Annotated in this window: 12 protein-coding genes; 2 read left to right on the top strand and 10 right to left on the bottom strand. The window is 73.9% G+C overall.

Features of this window, described 5'->3' with window-relative positions; all coding sequences use genetic code 11:
• The first annotated feature begins 118 nt into the window (after nucleotides 1-118).
• Nucleotides 119-1,459 (top strand): UDP-N-acetylglucosamine 1-carboxyvinyltransferase, encoded by a 1,341-nt coding sequence (gene murA / locus SXIN_RS19305; RefSeq protein WP_019711606.1) that lies wholly within the window; start codon nucleotides 119-121, stop codon nucleotides 1,457-1,459.
• A 243-nt stretch (nucleotides 1,460-1,702) separates the two neighbouring features.
• On the opposite strand, the gene SXIN_RS19300 is transcribed toward murA, so the two are convergent.
• The 10 genes from SXIN_RS19300 to SXIN_RS19250 form a co-directional block, all read right to left on the bottom strand.
• Nucleotides 1,703-1,984, bottom strand: a complete 282-nt coding sequence (locus SXIN_RS19300; protein WP_019711607.1) for an HU family DNA-binding protein — start codon at nucleotides 1,982-1,984, stop codon at nucleotides 1,703-1,705.
• A gap of 317 nt (nucleotides 1,985-2,301) precedes the next feature.
• Entirely contained in the window at nucleotides 2,302-3,744 is a 1,443-nt protein-coding gene (locus tag SXIN_RS19290; RefSeq protein WP_019711608.1) for an NAD-dependent malic enzyme, read from the bottom strand.
• A gap of 501 nt (nucleotides 3,745-4,245) precedes the next feature.
• A complete protein-coding gene (locus SXIN_RS19285) occupies nucleotides 4,246-6,660 on the bottom strand; it encodes a HelD family protein (protein WP_095757273.1) in 2,415 nt (804 codons plus the stop codon).
• Nucleotides 6,661-6,882: 222 nt separating this feature from the next.
• Nucleotides 6,883-7,647 carry an anti-sigma factor family protein gene (locus tag SXIN_RS19280; RefSeq protein WP_019711610.1) on the bottom strand — a complete coding sequence of 255 codons (765 nt, stop codon included), beginning with the start codon at nucleotides 7,645-7,647 and terminating at the stop codon, nucleotides 6,883-6,885.
• Nucleotides 7,644-8,231: a sigma-70 family RNA polymerase sigma factor gene (locus tag SXIN_RS19275; protein ID WP_030549204.1), complete on the bottom strand. Its 588-nt coding sequence runs from the start codon at nucleotides 8,229-8,231 to the stop codon at nucleotides 7,644-7,646. The genes SXIN_RS19280 and SXIN_RS19275 overlap by 4 nt, the downstream gene beginning before the upstream one ends.
• 480 nt (nucleotides 8,232-8,711) lie before the next feature.
• Nucleotides 8,712-9,461 carry a CGNR zinc finger domain-containing protein gene (locus SXIN_RS19270; RefSeq protein WP_019711612.1) on the bottom strand — a complete coding sequence of 250 codons (750 nt, stop codon included), beginning with the start codon at nucleotides 9,459-9,461 and terminating at the stop codon, nucleotides 8,712-8,714.
• Between the two features lie 220 nt (nucleotides 9,462-9,681).
• Nucleotides 9,682-10,296, bottom strand: a complete 615-nt coding sequence (locus tag SXIN_RS19265) for a hypothetical protein (RefSeq protein ID WP_019706553.1) — start codon at nucleotides 10,294-10,296, stop codon at nucleotides 9,682-9,684.
• A 71-nt stretch (nucleotides 10,297-10,367) separates the two neighbouring features.
• Nucleotides 10,368-11,636 carry a uroporphyrinogen-III synthase gene (locus SXIN_RS19260; protein ID WP_095757271.1) on the bottom strand — a complete coding sequence of 423 codons (1,269 nt, stop codon included), beginning with the start codon at nucleotides 11,634-11,636 and terminating at the stop codon, nucleotides 10,368-10,370.
• Nucleotides 11,637-11,852: 216 nt separating this feature from the next.
• On the bottom strand, nucleotides 11,853-13,232 hold the full coding sequence (locus SXIN_RS19255) for a nitrate/nitrite transporter (protein ID WP_019711613.1): 1,380 nt from the start codon (nucleotides 13,230-13,232) through the stop codon (nucleotides 11,853-11,855).
• Nucleotides 13,233-13,446: 214 nt separating this feature from the next.
• Nucleotides 13,447-14,418, bottom strand: a complete 972-nt coding sequence (locus tag SXIN_RS19250) for a LysR family transcriptional regulator (protein WP_019711614.1) — start codon at nucleotides 14,416-14,418, stop codon at nucleotides 13,447-13,449.
• Between the two features lie 380 nt (nucleotides 14,419-14,798).
• Between SXIN_RS19250 and SXIN_RS19245 the strand changes: the two genes are divergently transcribed.
• Nucleotides 14,799-16,010 (top strand): MFS transporter, encoded by a 1,212-nt coding sequence (locus SXIN_RS19245; RefSeq protein ID WP_095757270.1) that lies wholly within the window; start codon nucleotides 14,799-14,801, stop codon nucleotides 16,008-16,010.
• Nucleotides 16,011-16,018 lie beyond the last annotated feature (8 nt).

The following is a 16,018-nucleotide window of genomic DNA, read 5'->3' as shown; positions in this document are numbered from 1 at the left end:
TGACGAACCCATGACCTGCGGACGACCTGGCACTACCCCTCCCGGCCCTACGGCGGGGGTCCTGACGGCGCTTACCATGTGGGTTTGGTCCCAGTCCCACTCCAGGAACGCGAGATCCATGACCGGCACCGACGATGTCCTGCTTGTCCACGGCGGAACCCCGCTGGAGGGCGAGATCCGTGTCCGCGGCGCGAAGAATCTCGTGCCCAAGGCCATGGTCGCCGCACTGCTCGGCAGCGAACCCAGCCGGCTCCGCAACGTCCCGGACATCCGTGACGTCAGAGTGGTGCGGGGGCTGCTCCAGCTGCACGGTGTCACCGTCCGCCCCGGCGAGGCCGGCGAGCTGATCCTCGACCCGTCCCACGTCGAGAGCGCCAACGTCGCCGACATCGACGCCCACGCGGGCTCCTCGCGCATCCCGATCCTCTTCTGCGGCCCGCTGCTGCACCGGCTCGGCCACGCCTTCATCCCCGGCCTGGGCGGCTGCGACATCGGCGGCCGGCCGGTGGACTTCCACTTCCAGGTGCTGCGGCAGTTCGGCGCGACGATCGAGAAGCGCGCGGACGGCCAGTATCTGGAGGCCCCGCAGCGGCTGCGCGGCACCAAGATCCGGCTGCCCTACCCGTCCGTCGGCTCGACGGAGCAGGTCCTGCTGACGGCCGTGCTGGCCGAGGGCGTCACCGAACTGTCGAACGCCGCGGTGGAGCCGGAGATCGAGGACCTCATCTGCGTCCTGCAGAAGATGGGCGCCATCATCTCCATGGACACCGACCGGACGATCCGGATCACCGGTGTCGACAAGCTCGGCGGCTACAACCACGCGGCGCTCCCGGACCGCCTGGAGGCGGCCTCCTGGGCGAGCGCGGCCCTGGCCACCGACGGCAACATCTACGTGCGCGGCGCCCAGCAGCGCTCGATGATGACCTTCCTCAACACCTACCGGAAGGTCGGCGGCGCCTTCGAGATCGACGACGAGGGCATCCGCTTCTGGCACCCGGGCGGGCCGCTCAACGCCATCGCCCTGGAGACGGACGTGCACCCCGGCTTCCAGACCGACTGGCAGCAGCCGCTGGTCGTCGCGCTGACGCAGGCCTCCGGCCTCTCCATCGTCCACGAGACGGTCTACGAGTCGCGGCTGGGCTTCACCTCGGCGCTGAACCAGATGGGCGCCCACATCCAGCTCTACCGGGAGTGCCTGGGCGGCTCCGCCTGCCGGTTCGGCCAGCGGAACTTCCTGCACTCGGCGGTCGTCTCCGGCCCGACCAAACTGCAGGGCTCCGACCTGGTCATCCCGGACCTCCGGGGCGGCTTCTCGTATCTCATCGCGGCCCTGGCGGCGCAGGGCACCTCCCGGGTGCACGGCATCGACCTGATCAACCGCGGCTACGAGAACTTCATGGAGAAGCTGCGGGCGCTGGGCGCGGACGTCGAGCTCCCCAACGGCGCCCGCAAACACTGAACCCCGGAACACCCCCGGCACCGCCCTCCCTGGGGGCCCGGGGGTCGCCCCCCGGACGACACAGCATGGAGAAGCTGCGGGCGCTGGGCGCGGACGTCGAGCTCCCCAACGGCGCCCGCAAACACTGAACCCCGCGGACACCCCCGGCACCGCCCCCCGCCCTCCCCGGGCCCGGAGGGCGCTCCGGACATGGCGAAGGGCGGCCTCCCCCTCCCGGGGTGGCCGCCCTCCGTGCTGCCGTCCTTACTTGCCCTTGGCGGCTTCCTTGAGCTTGGAACCGGCGGAGACCTTCACGCTGTAGCCGGCCGGAATCTCGATCGGGTCGCCGGTCTGCGGGTTGCGTGCGGTGCGAGCGGCACGGTGGGTGCGCTCGAAGGTCAGGAAGCCGGGGATGGTGACCTTCTCGTCGCCCTTGGCCACGACCTCGCCGACGGTCTCGGCGAGCGCGGCGAGGACGGCGTCCGCGTCCTTGCGGGTCACCTCGGCGCGCTCGGACAGAGCGGCCACCAGCTCACTGCGGTTCATATGTACTCCCGTGTTCTACGTGCCAATGAGGCGTGAGATCGAAGCCGATGCTGCCAGGGCCCTCGGACAGTCCCCGGACCCGGGTCTGCTGGCAGACCCTCGCGCCCGGTTACGCATCCTGCCCGTACCTGCGGCGTTAAAGCCAATCCGGCGCCCTGCGAAGTCGCACGGAGAGCGCCGGCGCTCCACCGTGGTGGTGCTCCGCGTTCCGCCCCGGAGGCGCGCGGCAGGGCCGCTTCGGGGCGTTTGCGGCAGTTTTGGCTGCCCGTCACCCTATGCATGCCGTACGAGCCGGGGGCTCCGCGACGCGCCGCCCCCTAGCCCTTCGTGGCACCTGTCACAGTCACCCCGGCCGCTCCCACGGTCCTGGCGGCATGGCTGACGGCTCCCGCGACGGCGCCGGCGACCCGGTCGTTGAAGACGCTGGGGATGATGTAGTTCGCGTTGAGCTCGTCCTCGGCGACCACGTCGGCGAGGGCTCCCGCGGCGGCCAGCAGCATGTCCGTGTCCACCCGGTGCGACTGGGCGTCCAGGAGGCCGCGGAAGACACCCGGGAAGACCAGCACGTTGTTGATCTGGTTGGGGAAGTCGCTGCGGCCGGTGGCGACCACGGCAGCGGTCCGGCGGGCGACCGCCGGGTCCACCTCCGGGTCGGGGTTGGCGAGCGCGAACACGATCGCGCCGTCGGCCATCGCGGCCACGTCCTCGCCCGTCAGCACGTTGGGGGCGGAGACGCCGATGAAGACGTCCGCGCCGCGGACCGCCTCCCGCAGGGTGCCGGTGACGCCCTCCGGGTTGGTGTTGTTCGCGACCCAGCAGAGCGGGGAGTCCGGGTCGACGTCGACCAGGTCCTCGCGGCCCGCGTGGACGACGCCGTGGATGTCGGCGACCACCGCGTGCTTCACACCGGCGGCGAGGAGCAGCTTGAGGATGGCCGTGCCGGCCGCGCCCGCACCGGACATCACCACCCGGACGTCGCCCATCCGCTTCCCCACCACGCGCAGGGCGTTGGTGAGGGCGGCGAGGACGACGATGGCGGTGCCGTGCTGGTCGTCGTGGAAGACGGGGATGTCCAGGGCCTCGCGGAGCCGGGCCTCGATCTCGAAGCAGCGGGGGGCGGAGATGTCCTCCAGGTTGATGCCCGCGAAGCCGGGGGCGATGGCCTTGACGACCTCGACGATGGTGTCGGTGTCCTGCGTGTCCAGGCAGAGCGGCCAGGCGTCGATGCCCGCGAAGCGCTTGAAGAGGGCCGCTTTGCCCTCCATGACGGGGAGGGCCGCCATCGGGCCGATGTTGCCGAGGCCGAGGACGGCGGAGCCGTCGGTGACGACGGCGATGCTGTTGCGCTTGCTGGTGAGGCGGCGGGCGTCCTCGGGGTTCTCGGCGATGGCCGTGCAGACCCGGGCCACACCCGGGGTGTAGATCATCGACAGGTCGTCGCGGTTGCGAATGGGGTGCTTCGACGACATCTCGATCTTGCCGCCGAGGTGCATCAGGAACGTACGGTCGGAGACCTTGCCGAGGGTGACGCCCTCGATCTGCCGGAGCTGCTCGACGATCTCCTGGGCGTGGTCCGTGGAGGTCGCGCCGATGGTGACGTCGATGCGCAGCATCTCGTGGCCGGAGGCCGTGACGTCCAGGCCGATCACCGATCCACCGTGGGACTCCACGGCGGTGGTGAGCCGGCCGACGGCGCTCCCGCTCGCGGGAACCTCCAGCCGGACCGTCATCGAGTAGGAGACGCTGGGCGCCGTTGCCATGGCGGACTTCCTCTGCTGTTCCGGTTTCGCCTGGCGCGCCGGAGAAGGGCGGGAGGCCGGGGGCGCGCTGCCCGATCGTGCCATTTACCGATCGGTAGACGGTAACTGGAGGACGGGATTGGAATGATTATTCCACGATGTGGTCGGCGCGGGGTCCGTGGCCGGCACCGCACCCGCCGGGAGGCCCGTGCCGGAGAACCGTGCCCGGTCCTTCCGCCGGGGACGCCGAAGGGCGCCTCTCCGGGGAGGAGAGACGCCCTGCGAACGGAAGTGTGCGACACCGGCCCGCCATGCTCGCCTCGCGGCAAGTGGTCGCTCGAAGCGACTATGGTTGGGCCCGGGGGCTTGGATCGAGCCGGTGCCACATCCAAGGTAACACTCCCCCCGGCTCGGGCCATTCCCTCCGGCCACGGCTTTTTCCGGACCGCTCCCCGGCCGCCGGGCGGCACTCCGGCACCGCCCGCCCGCGCCCCCTCCCCGGGGCCGCCGCGTCACTCCCGGTCACTCCCGCAGCAGGTCGGGGACCCCGTCCGCGTCCGGAGCGTCCCGCTCCGCCGAGAGCACCGTGAGCCGCTGGGTGGCCCGGGTCAGGGCCACGTACAGCACCCGCAGCCCGGCCGGGGACTCGTCGGCGATCCCGGCCGGCGAGACCACCAGCGTCGCGTCGTACTCCAGCCCCTTCGCCTCCAGGCTGCCCAGCGCCACCACCCGCTCGCCCAGCCCGGCCAGCCAGGCCCTGGCCTCCTCGCGGCGGTCCATGGCGACGACGACACCGACCGTGCCCTCCACCTCCGCCAGCAGCCGCCGCGCCTCCGCACGGACGGCGGCGCCCAGATCACCGCCCGCCACGGCGAAACGCGGTACGAGACCGGTGGAGCGGACCGCCTCCGGGGGCTCCATGCCCGGCATCGCCAGCGCCAGCACCTTCGCCGCCACCTCGGCGACCTCCGCCGGATTGCGGTAGTTGACGGTGAGCGTGAACCGCCGGCGCGGCCGGCTGCCCAGCGCCTCGTCCCGCGCCCCGGCCGCCTCCTCCGGGTCGGACCAGGAGGACTGCGCCGGGTCGCCGACGACCGTCCAGGTGGCGTGCCGGCCGCGGCGGCCCACCATGCGCCACTGCATGGGCGTGAGGTCCTGCGCCTCGTCGACGATGACGTGCGCGTACTCGGCACGCTCCTCCACGGCCCGGTCCGAGCGGCGGCGGGCGGAGCGGTCGGCGAAGGTGGTGACCTCCTCCAGGCCGGTGAGCTGCTCCAGCGGGTCCAGCTCGCGTTTCCGCGGCCGGGACGGGGTGCCCAGCAGCGTTTGCAGCTCGTCCAGGAGGGCCACGTCGTGGACGGAGAGGGGGCCCCGGCCGTCCGGGCCCAGCCGCTTGAGCGAGCGGGCCAGCCGCCGGACCTCGCCGGGCTGGAGGACGCGCCGGGCCCAGCGGCCCAGCCGCCGCTCGTCGGCCATCGCGGCCAGCACACCGCGCGGGGTGAGCTCGGGCCACCAGGCGCCGAGAAAGGCGTGGAACTCCGGCTCGCCGGAGATGTCCTCGTCGAACGCCTCGCGGGCCTCGGCCGCCAGCGCCGGGTCGCCGCTGTGCCGCCCGGCGGCGCCGGACTTCGCCCACAGCGCGTCCAGCAGCAGCCGGCGGGCGCGCGGGCGGAGCAGGTTCACGGGGGTGGTGGCGCCGAGGGCGGTGCGCCGGATCTCCCGCAGCTCCTGCGGGCCCAGTTCGACGCGGGCCCCGAAGGCGACGACGCGCAGCCGGCCGGCCGCCGCGCCCGCGGGTTCCGCGGGTTCCGCGCCGTCCGGTCCGGCCTCCGGGTCGTCGAACGACAGCTGGCCGCCGGGGCGGCCCCCGCGGCCGCCGGGGGTCGAATCCGGGCGGGCCGGTTCCAGGGCGCCGCGGGCCGCGCGGCGGAGCACGGCCTGCATCCGCGCCGAGCCCTTGACGCGGGCGACGGCCGGTTCGTCGTAGACCGTGGCCTCGGCCCCGTCGACCAGGGAGCCCAGCGCGCGGATCGCCACCTGGCCCTCCTCGCCCAGCGACGGCAGCACGCCCTCGGTGTAGGCGACCAGCAGCGGGGTGGGGCTGACCACGAGGATGCCGCCGGCGTAGCGTCTGCGGTCCTGGTAGAGCAGGTACGCGGCGCGGTGCAGCGCGACGGCCGTCTTGCCGGTGCCGGGACCGCCGCCGACCTCGGTGACGGAGGCGGCGGGCGCCCGGATGACCTTGTCCTGCTCGGCCTGGATCGAGGAGACGATGTCCCGCATGGTGTGGCTGCGGGCCCGTCCCAGGGCGGCCATCAGCGCGCCGTCGCCCACCACCGCCAGCTCCTCGCCGCCGAGGGTCGCGGTCATCTCCGGGCGGAGCAGGTCGTCCTCGACGCCGAGCACCCTGCGCCCCTTGCTGCGGATCACCCGGCGGCGCACCACCCGGCCCGGGTCCACGGGCGTGGCCCGGTAGAAGGGGGCGGCCGCGGGGGCCCGCCAGTCGATGACGAGCGGGGTGTAGTCGGCGTCCAGGACGCCGATCCGGCCGATGTGGAGGGTCTCGGCGATCTCGGCGTACGTCCGGCCGTCCTCGCCGGTGCGCACGGCGCCGTCGGCGGGTGCGACGGAGGTGAAGGCGCCGTCCGGGCCGCGTTCCCCGTCCTTGCCCTCCAGCAGGTCGATGCGGCCGAAGAGGAAGTCCTCGAACTCGCTGTTGAGCCGGTTGAGATGGAGGCCGGCGCGGAAGACCTGGGCGTCCCGTTCGGCCAGTGCGCCGGGGGTGCCGACCTGGCCGCGGCGGGCGGCGTCGGCCATCAGGAACTCGGCTTCGTGGATCTTCTCTTCCAGCCTTCGGTACACCTGGTCGAGGTGATCCTGTTCGACACCGGTCTCGCGGTCCCGTACCGAATCGACCGTGGCTTCGTGCGCGGCCACCCGGGCCCCCTTCTGACGTGCTGGGCAGCCGTCAACCGTACGCGAAGGGGGTGCTCCGCGCACCTGGATCTCCGAGTGGTCCGCGCGGGTGCGGACGGGGAGGGCGGCGGGGGACGCCGGGAGCCGGGCGGGAGCGGGAGGGGAACGGCTGGGGGGCCGTGGGAAACGGGGGGCGGGGTGTGGGGGGTGGGGCGGGTGTGGGGGGTGGCGCGGGGAGGCCGGTCAGTTCTTGACCGTGACCAGCCGTTCCCCGTCGAAGGTGCGGACCTCGAAGTGATCGATCTCGTTCGTGGACATGGCGGAACCGCCGTAGACGTAGAGCGGGTCCTTCCCCTTGGGGTCGGGGCTGTCCGGGATGCCGTAACCCCACTTCGGCACCGACCAGGAGCTGACGACCTCCTCGTTGCCGTTCTTGGAGATCACGAACAGGCTGCACTTCTCCGGGCCCTTGACGTTCTTCAGCTCCAGAACGACGTTGGTGCCGTGCGGCTTCTGCGCGGTCGCGACCGTGGCCGCGACCTTGCTGCCCGGGTCCGTGCCGGAGACCTTGGTGTCCATCGCCTGCCAGACGGCCTCGGCCGAAGCGGCCTGCACCGGCGGGTTGCCGGAGCCGCCGTCGGAACCGCCCGCCGTGGCCCAGACCGCGACCGGCGGACCACCGAGGACGAGGGCCGCGGCCGCGGCGAGCATGTAGCGGCCGCGCCGGCGGATCTTCCGGCGGTGGGCGTTGACCTCGCCGAGCAGCTTCGGCAGGACCTGGGGGCTCGGCTTGGTGTGCAGGACGGCGGGGTCGGGGACGGCGGCCGGCGTCTCGGCGAGCCGGGCGAGCAGCGGCTCGATCCCCATGAACTCGTCGAGCTGCGCGGCGCAGTAGTTGCACCCCGCCAGGTGCAGCTCGAAGCGCTCGGCTTCCCCCGGGTCAAGAATGCCCAGGGCGTAGGCGCCGACGGCCTCGTGCTCCGAATTGCGCTCGGGCGGCGCTGTCATGCCCTAACTCCTCGTTCTTCGAGTGCGAGCTTCATGGAGCGCAGCGCGTAGAAGACACGGGACCGCACGGTCCCGCTCGGTATGCCGAGGGTCTCGGCTGCCTCGTTCACGGTACGGCCCTTGAAGTAGGTCTCGACAAGTACTTCGCGATGCGCGTCGCTGAGGTCGCCCAGAGCGTCGGAGAGCGTCATGAGCCAGAGTGCCTTGTCTATCTCGTCCTCCGCGGGCATGACTTCCAGAGGAGCCGGATCGACCTCCTGCGGACGGGCCTGCCGGCTCCGGTGACCGTCGATGACAATACGCCTGGCCACGGTGACCAGCCAGGGCCGCACCGAACCCGTGGCCCGGTTGAGGCGGTGCACATTCTTCCAGGCCCGTACCAGCGTCTCCTGGACGACGTCCTCGGCACGGTGGCGGTCGCCCGCCACCAGCCGGAGGACATACGCGAGCAACGGGCCGGCGTGCTCACGGTAGATGACGCGCATCAGCTCTTCGTCGGGCACCGGCTCGTCGGAGCGGGATCGCTCGGCGCGGTGCCGGGTCCTGGAAGGACGATCTTGGGACACGGCCGCATCCTTGCGCACCCGGACCTCCCGGTCGAGAGCTTGTTCAGGGGAAATGCCTACGCCAACTGCCTCGAACTGCCCGTCGGTCGGGCGGGGACCCGCAGCCCTCGTCTGCGACGGGACCCCGCCCAGTCCTCGGACCACCTGCGTGGGGGACCGATCAGTGGTCCGAGGAGCTTCCAATGTCGCCGCTTTCATAGCCGTCCTTGTCGTTCCGCGTCGCACCCCGTCGCCCTGGGCGCGAGCACGGCGATCCCGGCTTTCCCCGGCAACCCCTGGCGACTTGTGGTGCGCACGTGACGTCTCTCCCCCCGGGAGTTCTCCGCCGAAGCGCTGAGCGGGCCTTCCGCTTTCTCCGGCCGCCCCCGTCCGGCCTGCGCTTCTCCCACAGTTACGGAGGCCGCGGCGGGGCTGCTCAAACCCCGGCGGAAAAACTTTCGCCGGCGGCGGGCGCGGGCAGGATGCCCGCCGAAGCGCGGCCGTTTCGGGGGGAGTTGGTCAACTCTGTCCGGATGCCGTGGCGTTGGTGGCGGTGGCGGTGGCGGCCGGCGGGGAGGAGGACCGGGTCACGGCGGACGGCCGGGACGTCCGGGCCGTCGAGCGGCGGCGGTGGCGGGCGACCCGCTCCCGGTTTCCGCAGATCTCGCTGGAACACCAGCGCCGGCGGCGGCCCCGGGAGGTGTCGAGATAGACCCGGGAGCAGGAGTCGCCCTCGCACTCGCGCAGCCGGCCCCGGGCCACGGGGTCGGTGAGCAGCCGTATGGCGTCGCGCGCGACATCGGAGAGGAGTGCCGCGCAGCCGGGGCCCCCGGCGAGGGCACGGACGAGGGTGCCGTCCCGGCCGGGTACGGCGCGGATGACGCAGGGCGCGGGGGCGGCGAGGGCGTTCAGCCGGTCCAGGTCCGAACCGAGGGAAGAGGTGAGGGCGGGGCCGGGGCCGGGGGTTCCGGCCGGGTCCGCCGGAGCGCCGTCCGACTGGGCGTCCAACTGGGCGCGGACCAGGCGGCGGAGGAGCTCGCGCAGCTCGCGGAACCGGTCGAGCCAGTCGTGGTCGGCGGCGAGCGCGGTGCCCGGCGGGACCAGCCCGGACCGGACCAGCCAGACCCCCAGCCGCTCGGGCCCGTCGAGGAGCTCCGCCGGCTCCACCCGCTCCCCCGGTCCGCGCGGAGGCCCGGCGGCCGTGGCCACCAGATCGAGACAGAGCCGGCCGGTGTCGAATCTCGGGTCGCCGGAGGCCGCCGCCGCCATGGTCCGGTCACTCCTTCGGAGCGTGCCGTGCGCCGCGTGCGCACAGTGGGGGGATGTCCTCCCCCCAGAGTGCCCGCCCGGGGCCCTCAAGCACAGGCGTGCGACGGGACCCATCGGACGGGCGGCGGGCCGCGGCCGCTCCGGAGCCCCGTACGGGAGCGGGGGCGGGTACGGGCGACCGGTGCGCCGGGGCCGGCCGCGCCCCGGCGCGGGACGGTCGTCAGCCGTACTGCCGGGGGCGGTCGAACCAGGCGCTGGAGGGCCGCAGGCAGAGCAGCACCAGCACGGGGGTGGCGAAGAACAGCGCCCAGCCCAGACCGCTCGGATCGCCGTTCCCGGCCTGTCCCAGACCGAACAGGATCATCAGCGACGTGAAGACGATGGCGGTGATCCGCACTCCGCCGCCCCCGCTGTTGAAGCGGAGCGCGCAGATGAAGGCGCCGATGAGGGGGAGGACCGAGCCGATCATCCGGCCCGAGGCCTCGGCGCCCCGGAGCGACGAGACCACCACGACGCCGACGACCGCCAGGCCCATGGCGACGAAGAGGATCACCTGGGCGGCGCGGAGCACGCCGGGCATGGTCACGGGCACGGGGGCGTACGGCTGAGCCGGGTAGCCGGGGTACCCCGGATGACCGGGCTGCTCCGGGTAACCCGGCGGCGGCCCGGGGACGGGGCCGTATCCGGCGGGCGGGCTCTGCGGATACGGCGCGGGGCCGCCGGGATACGGCGACGCGGCCCCGGGTGCGGGCGGGACCGGCGGAACGTGGCCCTGGCCGTATCCCTGCCCCTGGTGGTGGTCCGGCGGACCGGCGGGTGGCTGCTGATGCGACATGGCCCGAGCTTAGAACGCGGCCGCCCTCCGTCACCGGGCCGTCCCGAAGGCCGAGGGCCCCGGCCCGAGGGTCAAGGGCCTTCGTTCTCGGCGTACTTGGAGTCGGACGCGGTGTCCAGCGCCAGCCGGTAGCCCCGCTTGACCACCGTCTGGATCAGCTTGGGCGTGCCCAGCGCCGTACGGAGCCGTGCCATCGCCGTCTCCACGGCGTGCTCGTCGCGGCCCGCCCCCGGCAGCGCACGCAGCAGTTCGGCCCGGGAGACCACCCAGCCCGGGCGGCGGGCCAGCGCCCGCAGCAGCGCCATGCCCGCGGGCGGCACGGCGCGCAGCTCGCCGTCGACCAGGGCGGCGTGCCCCCGGATGTCGAGCCGGTGGCCCGCGACCGGCAGCACACCGGCCCGGGCCGGGAGTTCCCGGCAGAGCAGCTGCACCAGCGGGCCGAGCCGGAAGCGTTCCGGGCGCACGGCCTGGATGCCGTGCTCCAGCAGCGGCATCGCCGTCACCGGGCCCACACAGGCGGCCAGCACGTCGTGGCGGAGCGCCTCCAGCAGCGGCTCCAGCAGGCCCCGGTCGCGGGCGCGTTCGAGCAGTCCGGCGGCGGCGGGCGCGCTGGTGAAGGTGACGGCGTCCAGGGAGCGGGCGACCGTGGCGTCCAGCAGCCGGTCGACGGGACCGATGTCCTCCGGCGGGAGCCAGCGGTAGACGGGCACGCCGACGACCTCGGCGCCCGCCTCGCGCAGCGCCTCCACGAAGCCGGGCAGCGGCTCGCCGTGCAGTTGTACGGCCAGCCGGCGGTCCGCGACGCCCTCGGCGAGCAGCCGGTCCAGGACCTCCGCCATCGATTCCGAGGCCGGCGACCAGCTCTCGGTCAGCCCGGCGGCGCGGATGGCGCCGCGCACCTTGGGCCCGCGGGCGAGGAGTTCCACCCCGCGCAGCCGTGCGGTCAGCTCCTCGCCGAGCCCCCAGCCGTCGGCGGCCTCGATCCAGCCGCGGAAGCCGATGGCCGTGGTGGCGACGACGATGTCCGGGGCGTCGGCGATCAGGTCCTTGGTGGCGGCGAGCAGTTCGGTGTCGTCCGGCAGCGGCACGATGCGGATGGCGGGGGCGTGCAGCACGGTGGCGCCCCGGCGCTCCAGCAGCGCGCCCAGTTCCTCGGCGCGCCGGGCGGCGGTGATGCCGACGGTGAAACCGGCCAGCGGGCCGGGGGCGGGCGGGGAGCCCGGCGGTGCCTGGGGCGGGGCGGCGCCGCCGGCCGTGGGGGCGGGCCCGGGTGCGTCCGGCTCCGGGCCGCCCGGGCGGCCGGGGGCCGGCGGTGAGGGCTGCGGGGTCGGGTCCTGCATGGGGTCTGCCTCGCTCAGCTGGGGGTTCCTGCTCGGTCCGGTCGGCCTGGGCGGGGCCTCCGCCGGCCGGTCCGTCCGCGCGCGGCGGCCGGCCGGGCCGTACCCCCATCTTCCCAAGCCCCGGTGTCCTTGCCGGTTCGGCGGGATTTCCCCGGTGTTACGCGGGGACGGCGGTGCGCGCGGCCCGGGGCTCTCGCCGGACCGCGCGCACCGGGCTCACACCTCGGCGTAGACGGGCTGCCGCTGCGGCCGCTCCGCGTGGCCGGCCGGCTCCGCGGCGGCCGCCGGCCTGCGGAGGTATACGGCCCAGGTCACGGCGGAACACACCACGTAGTAGCCGAGGAAGAAGACGAAGGCCGTGGTGCCGGACTGCGAGGTGAGGAAGGACTGGCGCAGGGCGAGGTTGATGCCGAGGCCGCCGAACGCGCCGATGGCGCCGATCAGCGACATGGAGGCACCGGACAGCCGCCGGGCGTAGACGTCCGCCGCCTCGCCGGTGAGGCCCTTGGCCGTGGCCTTGGCCCGGTAGATGCCCGGGATCATCTTGTAGGTGGAGCCGTTGCCGATGCCGGTGAGGACGAACAGGACGATGAATCCGCCGATGAACAGGGGCAGCGACGCCTGGAACGAGGCGGTGACGACCACGCCGACCGCCGCCGTCATCAGCGCGAAGTTCACCAGGGTGACCCGGGCGCCGCCGAGCCGGTCCGCCAGCTTCCCGCCGACCGGGCGGATCAGCGAGCCGAGCAGAGGGCCGATGAAGGTCAGCGAGGCGGCCTGCAGGGGCGTGCGGCCGAACTGGGCGGTGAGCACGAGCCCGAAGGCGAAGCTGTAGCCGATGAAGGAGCCGAAGGTGCCGATGTAAAGGAAGGACATGATCCAGGTGTGACGGTCCTTGACAGCTTCCCTGGCCGCTCCGCCGTCGTTCTTCACCGGGCCGAGGTTGTTCATGTAGAGCGCGCTGCACACGGTGGCCGCGATGATCAGCGGAATGTAGACGCCGAGCAGGACGCGCGGGTTGGCCGCGCCGGCGATCGCGATGATCAGCAGGCCCAGGAGCTGGACCACGGCGACGCCGATGTTGCCGCCGCCCGCGTTCATCCCCAGCGCCCAGCCCTTGAGGCGCAGCGGGTAGAAGCTGTTGATGTTGGTCATCGAGGAGGCGAAGTTGGCGCCGCCGACCCCGGTGAGCACCGCGACCAGCATGAAGGTCGAGTACGAGGTGCCGGGCTCCATGACGATCAGCAGCGCGATGGTGGGCACGAGCAGCATCGCCGCGCTGAAGATCGTCCAGTTGCGGCCGCCGAACCGGGCGACCGCGAAGCCGTAGGGCACCCGCAGCGTGGCGCCGACCAGGCTCGCGACCGCCACCAGGAAGAACTTCCCGGCCGGGTCGACGCCGTACTCGGGCCCCATGAACAGGGCGAGGACGGAGAACATGCTCCACACCGAGAACCCGATGTGCTCGGACATCACCGAGAAGATCAGGTTCCGTTTGGCGATGTGCTTCCCCTCCGCCTCCCAGAACTGCTCGTTCTCGGGGTCCCACCGCTCGATCCAGCGGCCTCCCTTGTGCGCGGTCGTCGCGGCAGTCATCACGCCTCCACAGGTTTCGGGAACCGGGCCGGGTCGAGCCGGCTCCGTGCGTCCGACGCTAGGGACGGCGCGTTTCACGGCCGTGGCGTCAGGTGACCGTCACGCAACCTTGCTCTCACCCGGCGGTCACGCTCCGTGTGAGCGCCGGCGGCCGCGCCCCGGCGGTGGGTGCGGGCCGCCGCCCGCCCGGTGGGCCGGAGCCGGGGACGGCCGGTCAGCGGGACATGACGGCTTCGTCCTCGTCCGGGAGCCACGACCCGACCGGCTTGACGAGCCACGCGTGTCCGGCTGCGAGCGCTGCCGCCGCCGTCCGCAGAAAACCCAGTCCCGGGTGACGGATTCCACGGCGCCACACCATCGCGACCGGTGACAGCGGCACGGGGTCCGTGAGCGGCCGCAGCACCATGCCGGGCATCTCGATGAACTGGGAGGTCGCGAGGACGGGCCGGCCCAGTTTGCCCATCACGCGGGTGAACTCGTCCCGGCCCTGGATCGGCGGCAGCGGCGGCGCGACGGCGATGCCCCGGCCGGCGAAGAGCCGCTCGGCGAGACCGGTCCACTCGGCGGTCTCGTCGTTGCCCGCCGCCGCGTAGACGGCCTCACCGGCGAGCGCGTCGAGCGGGACCGCCGGCAGTGCCGCGAGCCGGTGGGCCGCGGGCAGCACCACGGCCATCGGCTCGTACCGCACGGGCAGATGGGCCAGACGGGCGCGGACGGCCGGGTCGAGGCCGGCGATCCGGCCGAAGGACACGTCGAGCCGGCCCGCGAGGAGATCGGCCGCGGCACCGGTGAGCCCCGCGTGGCAGGACGCATAGAACTCCGGGCCGGCGGCCGGTGCGATCCGGCGGGCCTCCTCCAGGACCAGATTGCCGGTCGACACCCGCTCCCCGATGTCGACGAGCAGCGGCCGGTCCGCCTCCGCCTCGGCGCAGGCGGCGATCAGGTCGTCGTGGGCCTCCAGCACGCGCCGCGCGTACGGCAGCAGGCGCTTCCCCGCGGCCGTCAGTTCGACGCTGCGCGTGGTGCGGACGAAGAGTTCGGTGCCGAGCACGGTTTCCAGTCGCCGGATGTCGCGGCTGAGCGCCTGCTGGGCGACATAGAGCCGGGCCGCGGCGCGGGTGAAGTGCAACTCGTCGGCGACGGCGGCGAAGGCGCGCAGCAGGCGGGGGTCGGTGTCCCGGGGCATCCGCACAGTTTGACAACGCGGGTGCGTGAATGCGAGCGAGAAAGTGTTGGACCCCGGCGGACGCCGGGCGCCACCGTGACGGGGTGATCCTCTTCCTCGCCTCGCGCCCCGTGGTGCCCCGCCGGACGGCGTCCCGGCCGGGCGTCCCTCCCATGCCCCGGGCCCGTACCGTTCCGGCCGGTGCCACGGTGCGGACCGGCGAAGCCGAGGGCCCGGAAACCGCCGGGGATGGCGATGGCGGGACGGGGGAGGTCGGTACGGGCGGGGCCGGGACGGGCGGGGCGGCGAGTGGGGCCGCGGCGGGCCCCGGCCGGGCGGGCGTCGGCGCTGGGGTTCGGGGCGGCGGCTCCGGCCCTGGCCCCGGCCATCCCGGCGCGCCGGTGCGGAGGAGCGGAGGACGGTCCGGGCCGCTCTCCCCGTACCGGCGTCTCTTCGCCCCCTCCGGGGCGCTCGCCTTCACGCTCGCGGCGTTCCCCGGACGGCTGGCCACCTCCATGCTCGGGGTCTCCACGGTCGTCATGCTGGCCCTCGTCCGGGACTCCTACGCCCTGGCCGGTGCCGTCTCCGCGGTCAACGTCACCGTCACGGCCGTCACCGGCCCCCTGCTCGGGCGGCTGGTGGACCGGCTCGGGCAGACGAGGGTCGCCGTGCCCGCCACCCTCGTCTTCGCCCTGGGGACGGCCGCGATGCTGCTGTGCGTCCGGTACGACGCCCCGGCCTGGGCGCTGTTCCTGTGCTGCGTAGGCAACGCCGGTATTCCGAGCGTGGGTTCGATGACCCGGGCCCGGTGGGCGGCCCTGCACGGGGACGATGCCGAGGCCCGGCACACGGCCAACTCCTTCGAGCAGGTCGTCGACGAGCTGTGCTTCATGCTCGGCCCCGCGCTCGCGATGGTGCTGTGCACGGCGGTGTTCCCGGAGGCCGGGCTGCTGGCCGCCGCCGTTCTCCTCACCGGCGGCATGCTGCTCTTCGCCGGCCGGCGCGGCACCGAGCCGCCCGTGCGGAAGCGGACGTCCGGCATGTCCCGGGGCCCGCTGCGGGCGCCCGGCTTCCCTGCCCTCCTCCTCGTGTTCGCGGCGACCGGCGCCCTCTTCGGCTCCCTGGAGGTCGCCACGGTCGCGGCCGTGCAGACGCTCGGCGGTGGCTCGGCGGCCGCCGGTCTCGTCCTGGCACTCCAGGCGGCCGGCTCCGGGGTGGCGGGGCTGGCCTTCGGCGCGCTCCGGCTGTCGGGGTCCCCCGCCGTGCGGCTGGCCGCGGGGGTGGCGGCGATGACGGTCTGCACACTGCCGCTGACGGCCGCCGGGAGCCTGCCACTGCTGGCCGTGCTGCTGTTCGTGGCGGGCATGGCCACGGCCCCCACGATGGTCACCGGGATGTCGCTGGTCCAGCGCCTCGTCCCGGACGGCCGGCTCAACGAGGGCATGACCACCGCCTACACCGGCCTGCTGACCGGCATCGCGGCGGGCGCGGCGGCGGGCGGGCAGTTCGTCGAACGGTGGGGCGCCCCCGGCGCCTACTGGGCCCCGGTCGCGGCCGGGACCCTGGCGCTGCTGGCCGCTCTGGCCGGACTCCCCCGGCTGCGCCGGGTGTGAGCGCCGTA

Source organism: Streptomyces xinghaiensis S187 (genome assembly GCF_000220705.2).
Taxonomy (GTDB): Bacteria; Actinomycetota; Actinomycetes; order Streptomycetales; family Streptomycetaceae; genus Streptomyces; species Streptomyces xinghaiensis.
The sequence above is the reverse complement of the archived record's forward strand: the minus strand, read 5'-3'. Positions and strand labels throughout refer to the sequence as shown.

Excerpts from the sequence above, each read along its gene's own strand:
- murA (WP_019711606.1), top strand. The coding sequence starts at position 119 with ATGACCGGCACCGACGATGTCCTGCTTGTCCACGGCGGAACCCCGCTG.
- SXIN_RS19300 (WP_019711607.1), bottom strand. The coding sequence starts at position 1,984 with ATGAACCGCAGTGAGCTGGTGGCCGCTCTGTCCGAGCGCGCCGAGGTG.
- SXIN_RS19290 (WP_019711608.1), bottom strand. The coding sequence starts at position 3,744 with ATGGCAACGGCGCCCAGCGTCTCCTACTCGATGACGGTCCGGCTGGAG.
- SXIN_RS19280 (WP_019711610.1), bottom strand. The coding sequence starts at position 7,647 with ATGACAGCGCCGCCCGAGCGCAATTCGGAGCACGAGGCCGTCGGCGCC.
- SXIN_RS19270 (WP_019711612.1), bottom strand. The coding sequence starts at position 9,461 with ATGGCGGCGGCGGCCTCCGGCGACCCGAGATTCGACACCGGCCGGCTC.
- SXIN_RS19265 (WP_019706553.1), bottom strand. The coding sequence starts at position 10,296 with ATGTCGCATCAGCAGCCACCCGCCGGTCCGCCGGACCACCACCAGGGG.
- SXIN_RS19260 (WP_095757271.1), bottom strand. The coding sequence starts at position 11,636 with ATGCAGGACCCGACCCCGCAGCCCTCACCGCCGGCCCCCGGCCGCCCG.
- SXIN_RS19255 (WP_019711613.1), bottom strand. The coding sequence starts at position 13,232 with ATGACTGCCGCGACGACCGCGCACAAGGGAGGCCGCTGGATCGAGCGG.
- SXIN_RS19250 (WP_019711614.1), bottom strand. The coding sequence starts at position 14,418 with ATGCCCCGGGACACCGACCCCCGCCTGCTGCGCGCCTTCGCCGCCGTC.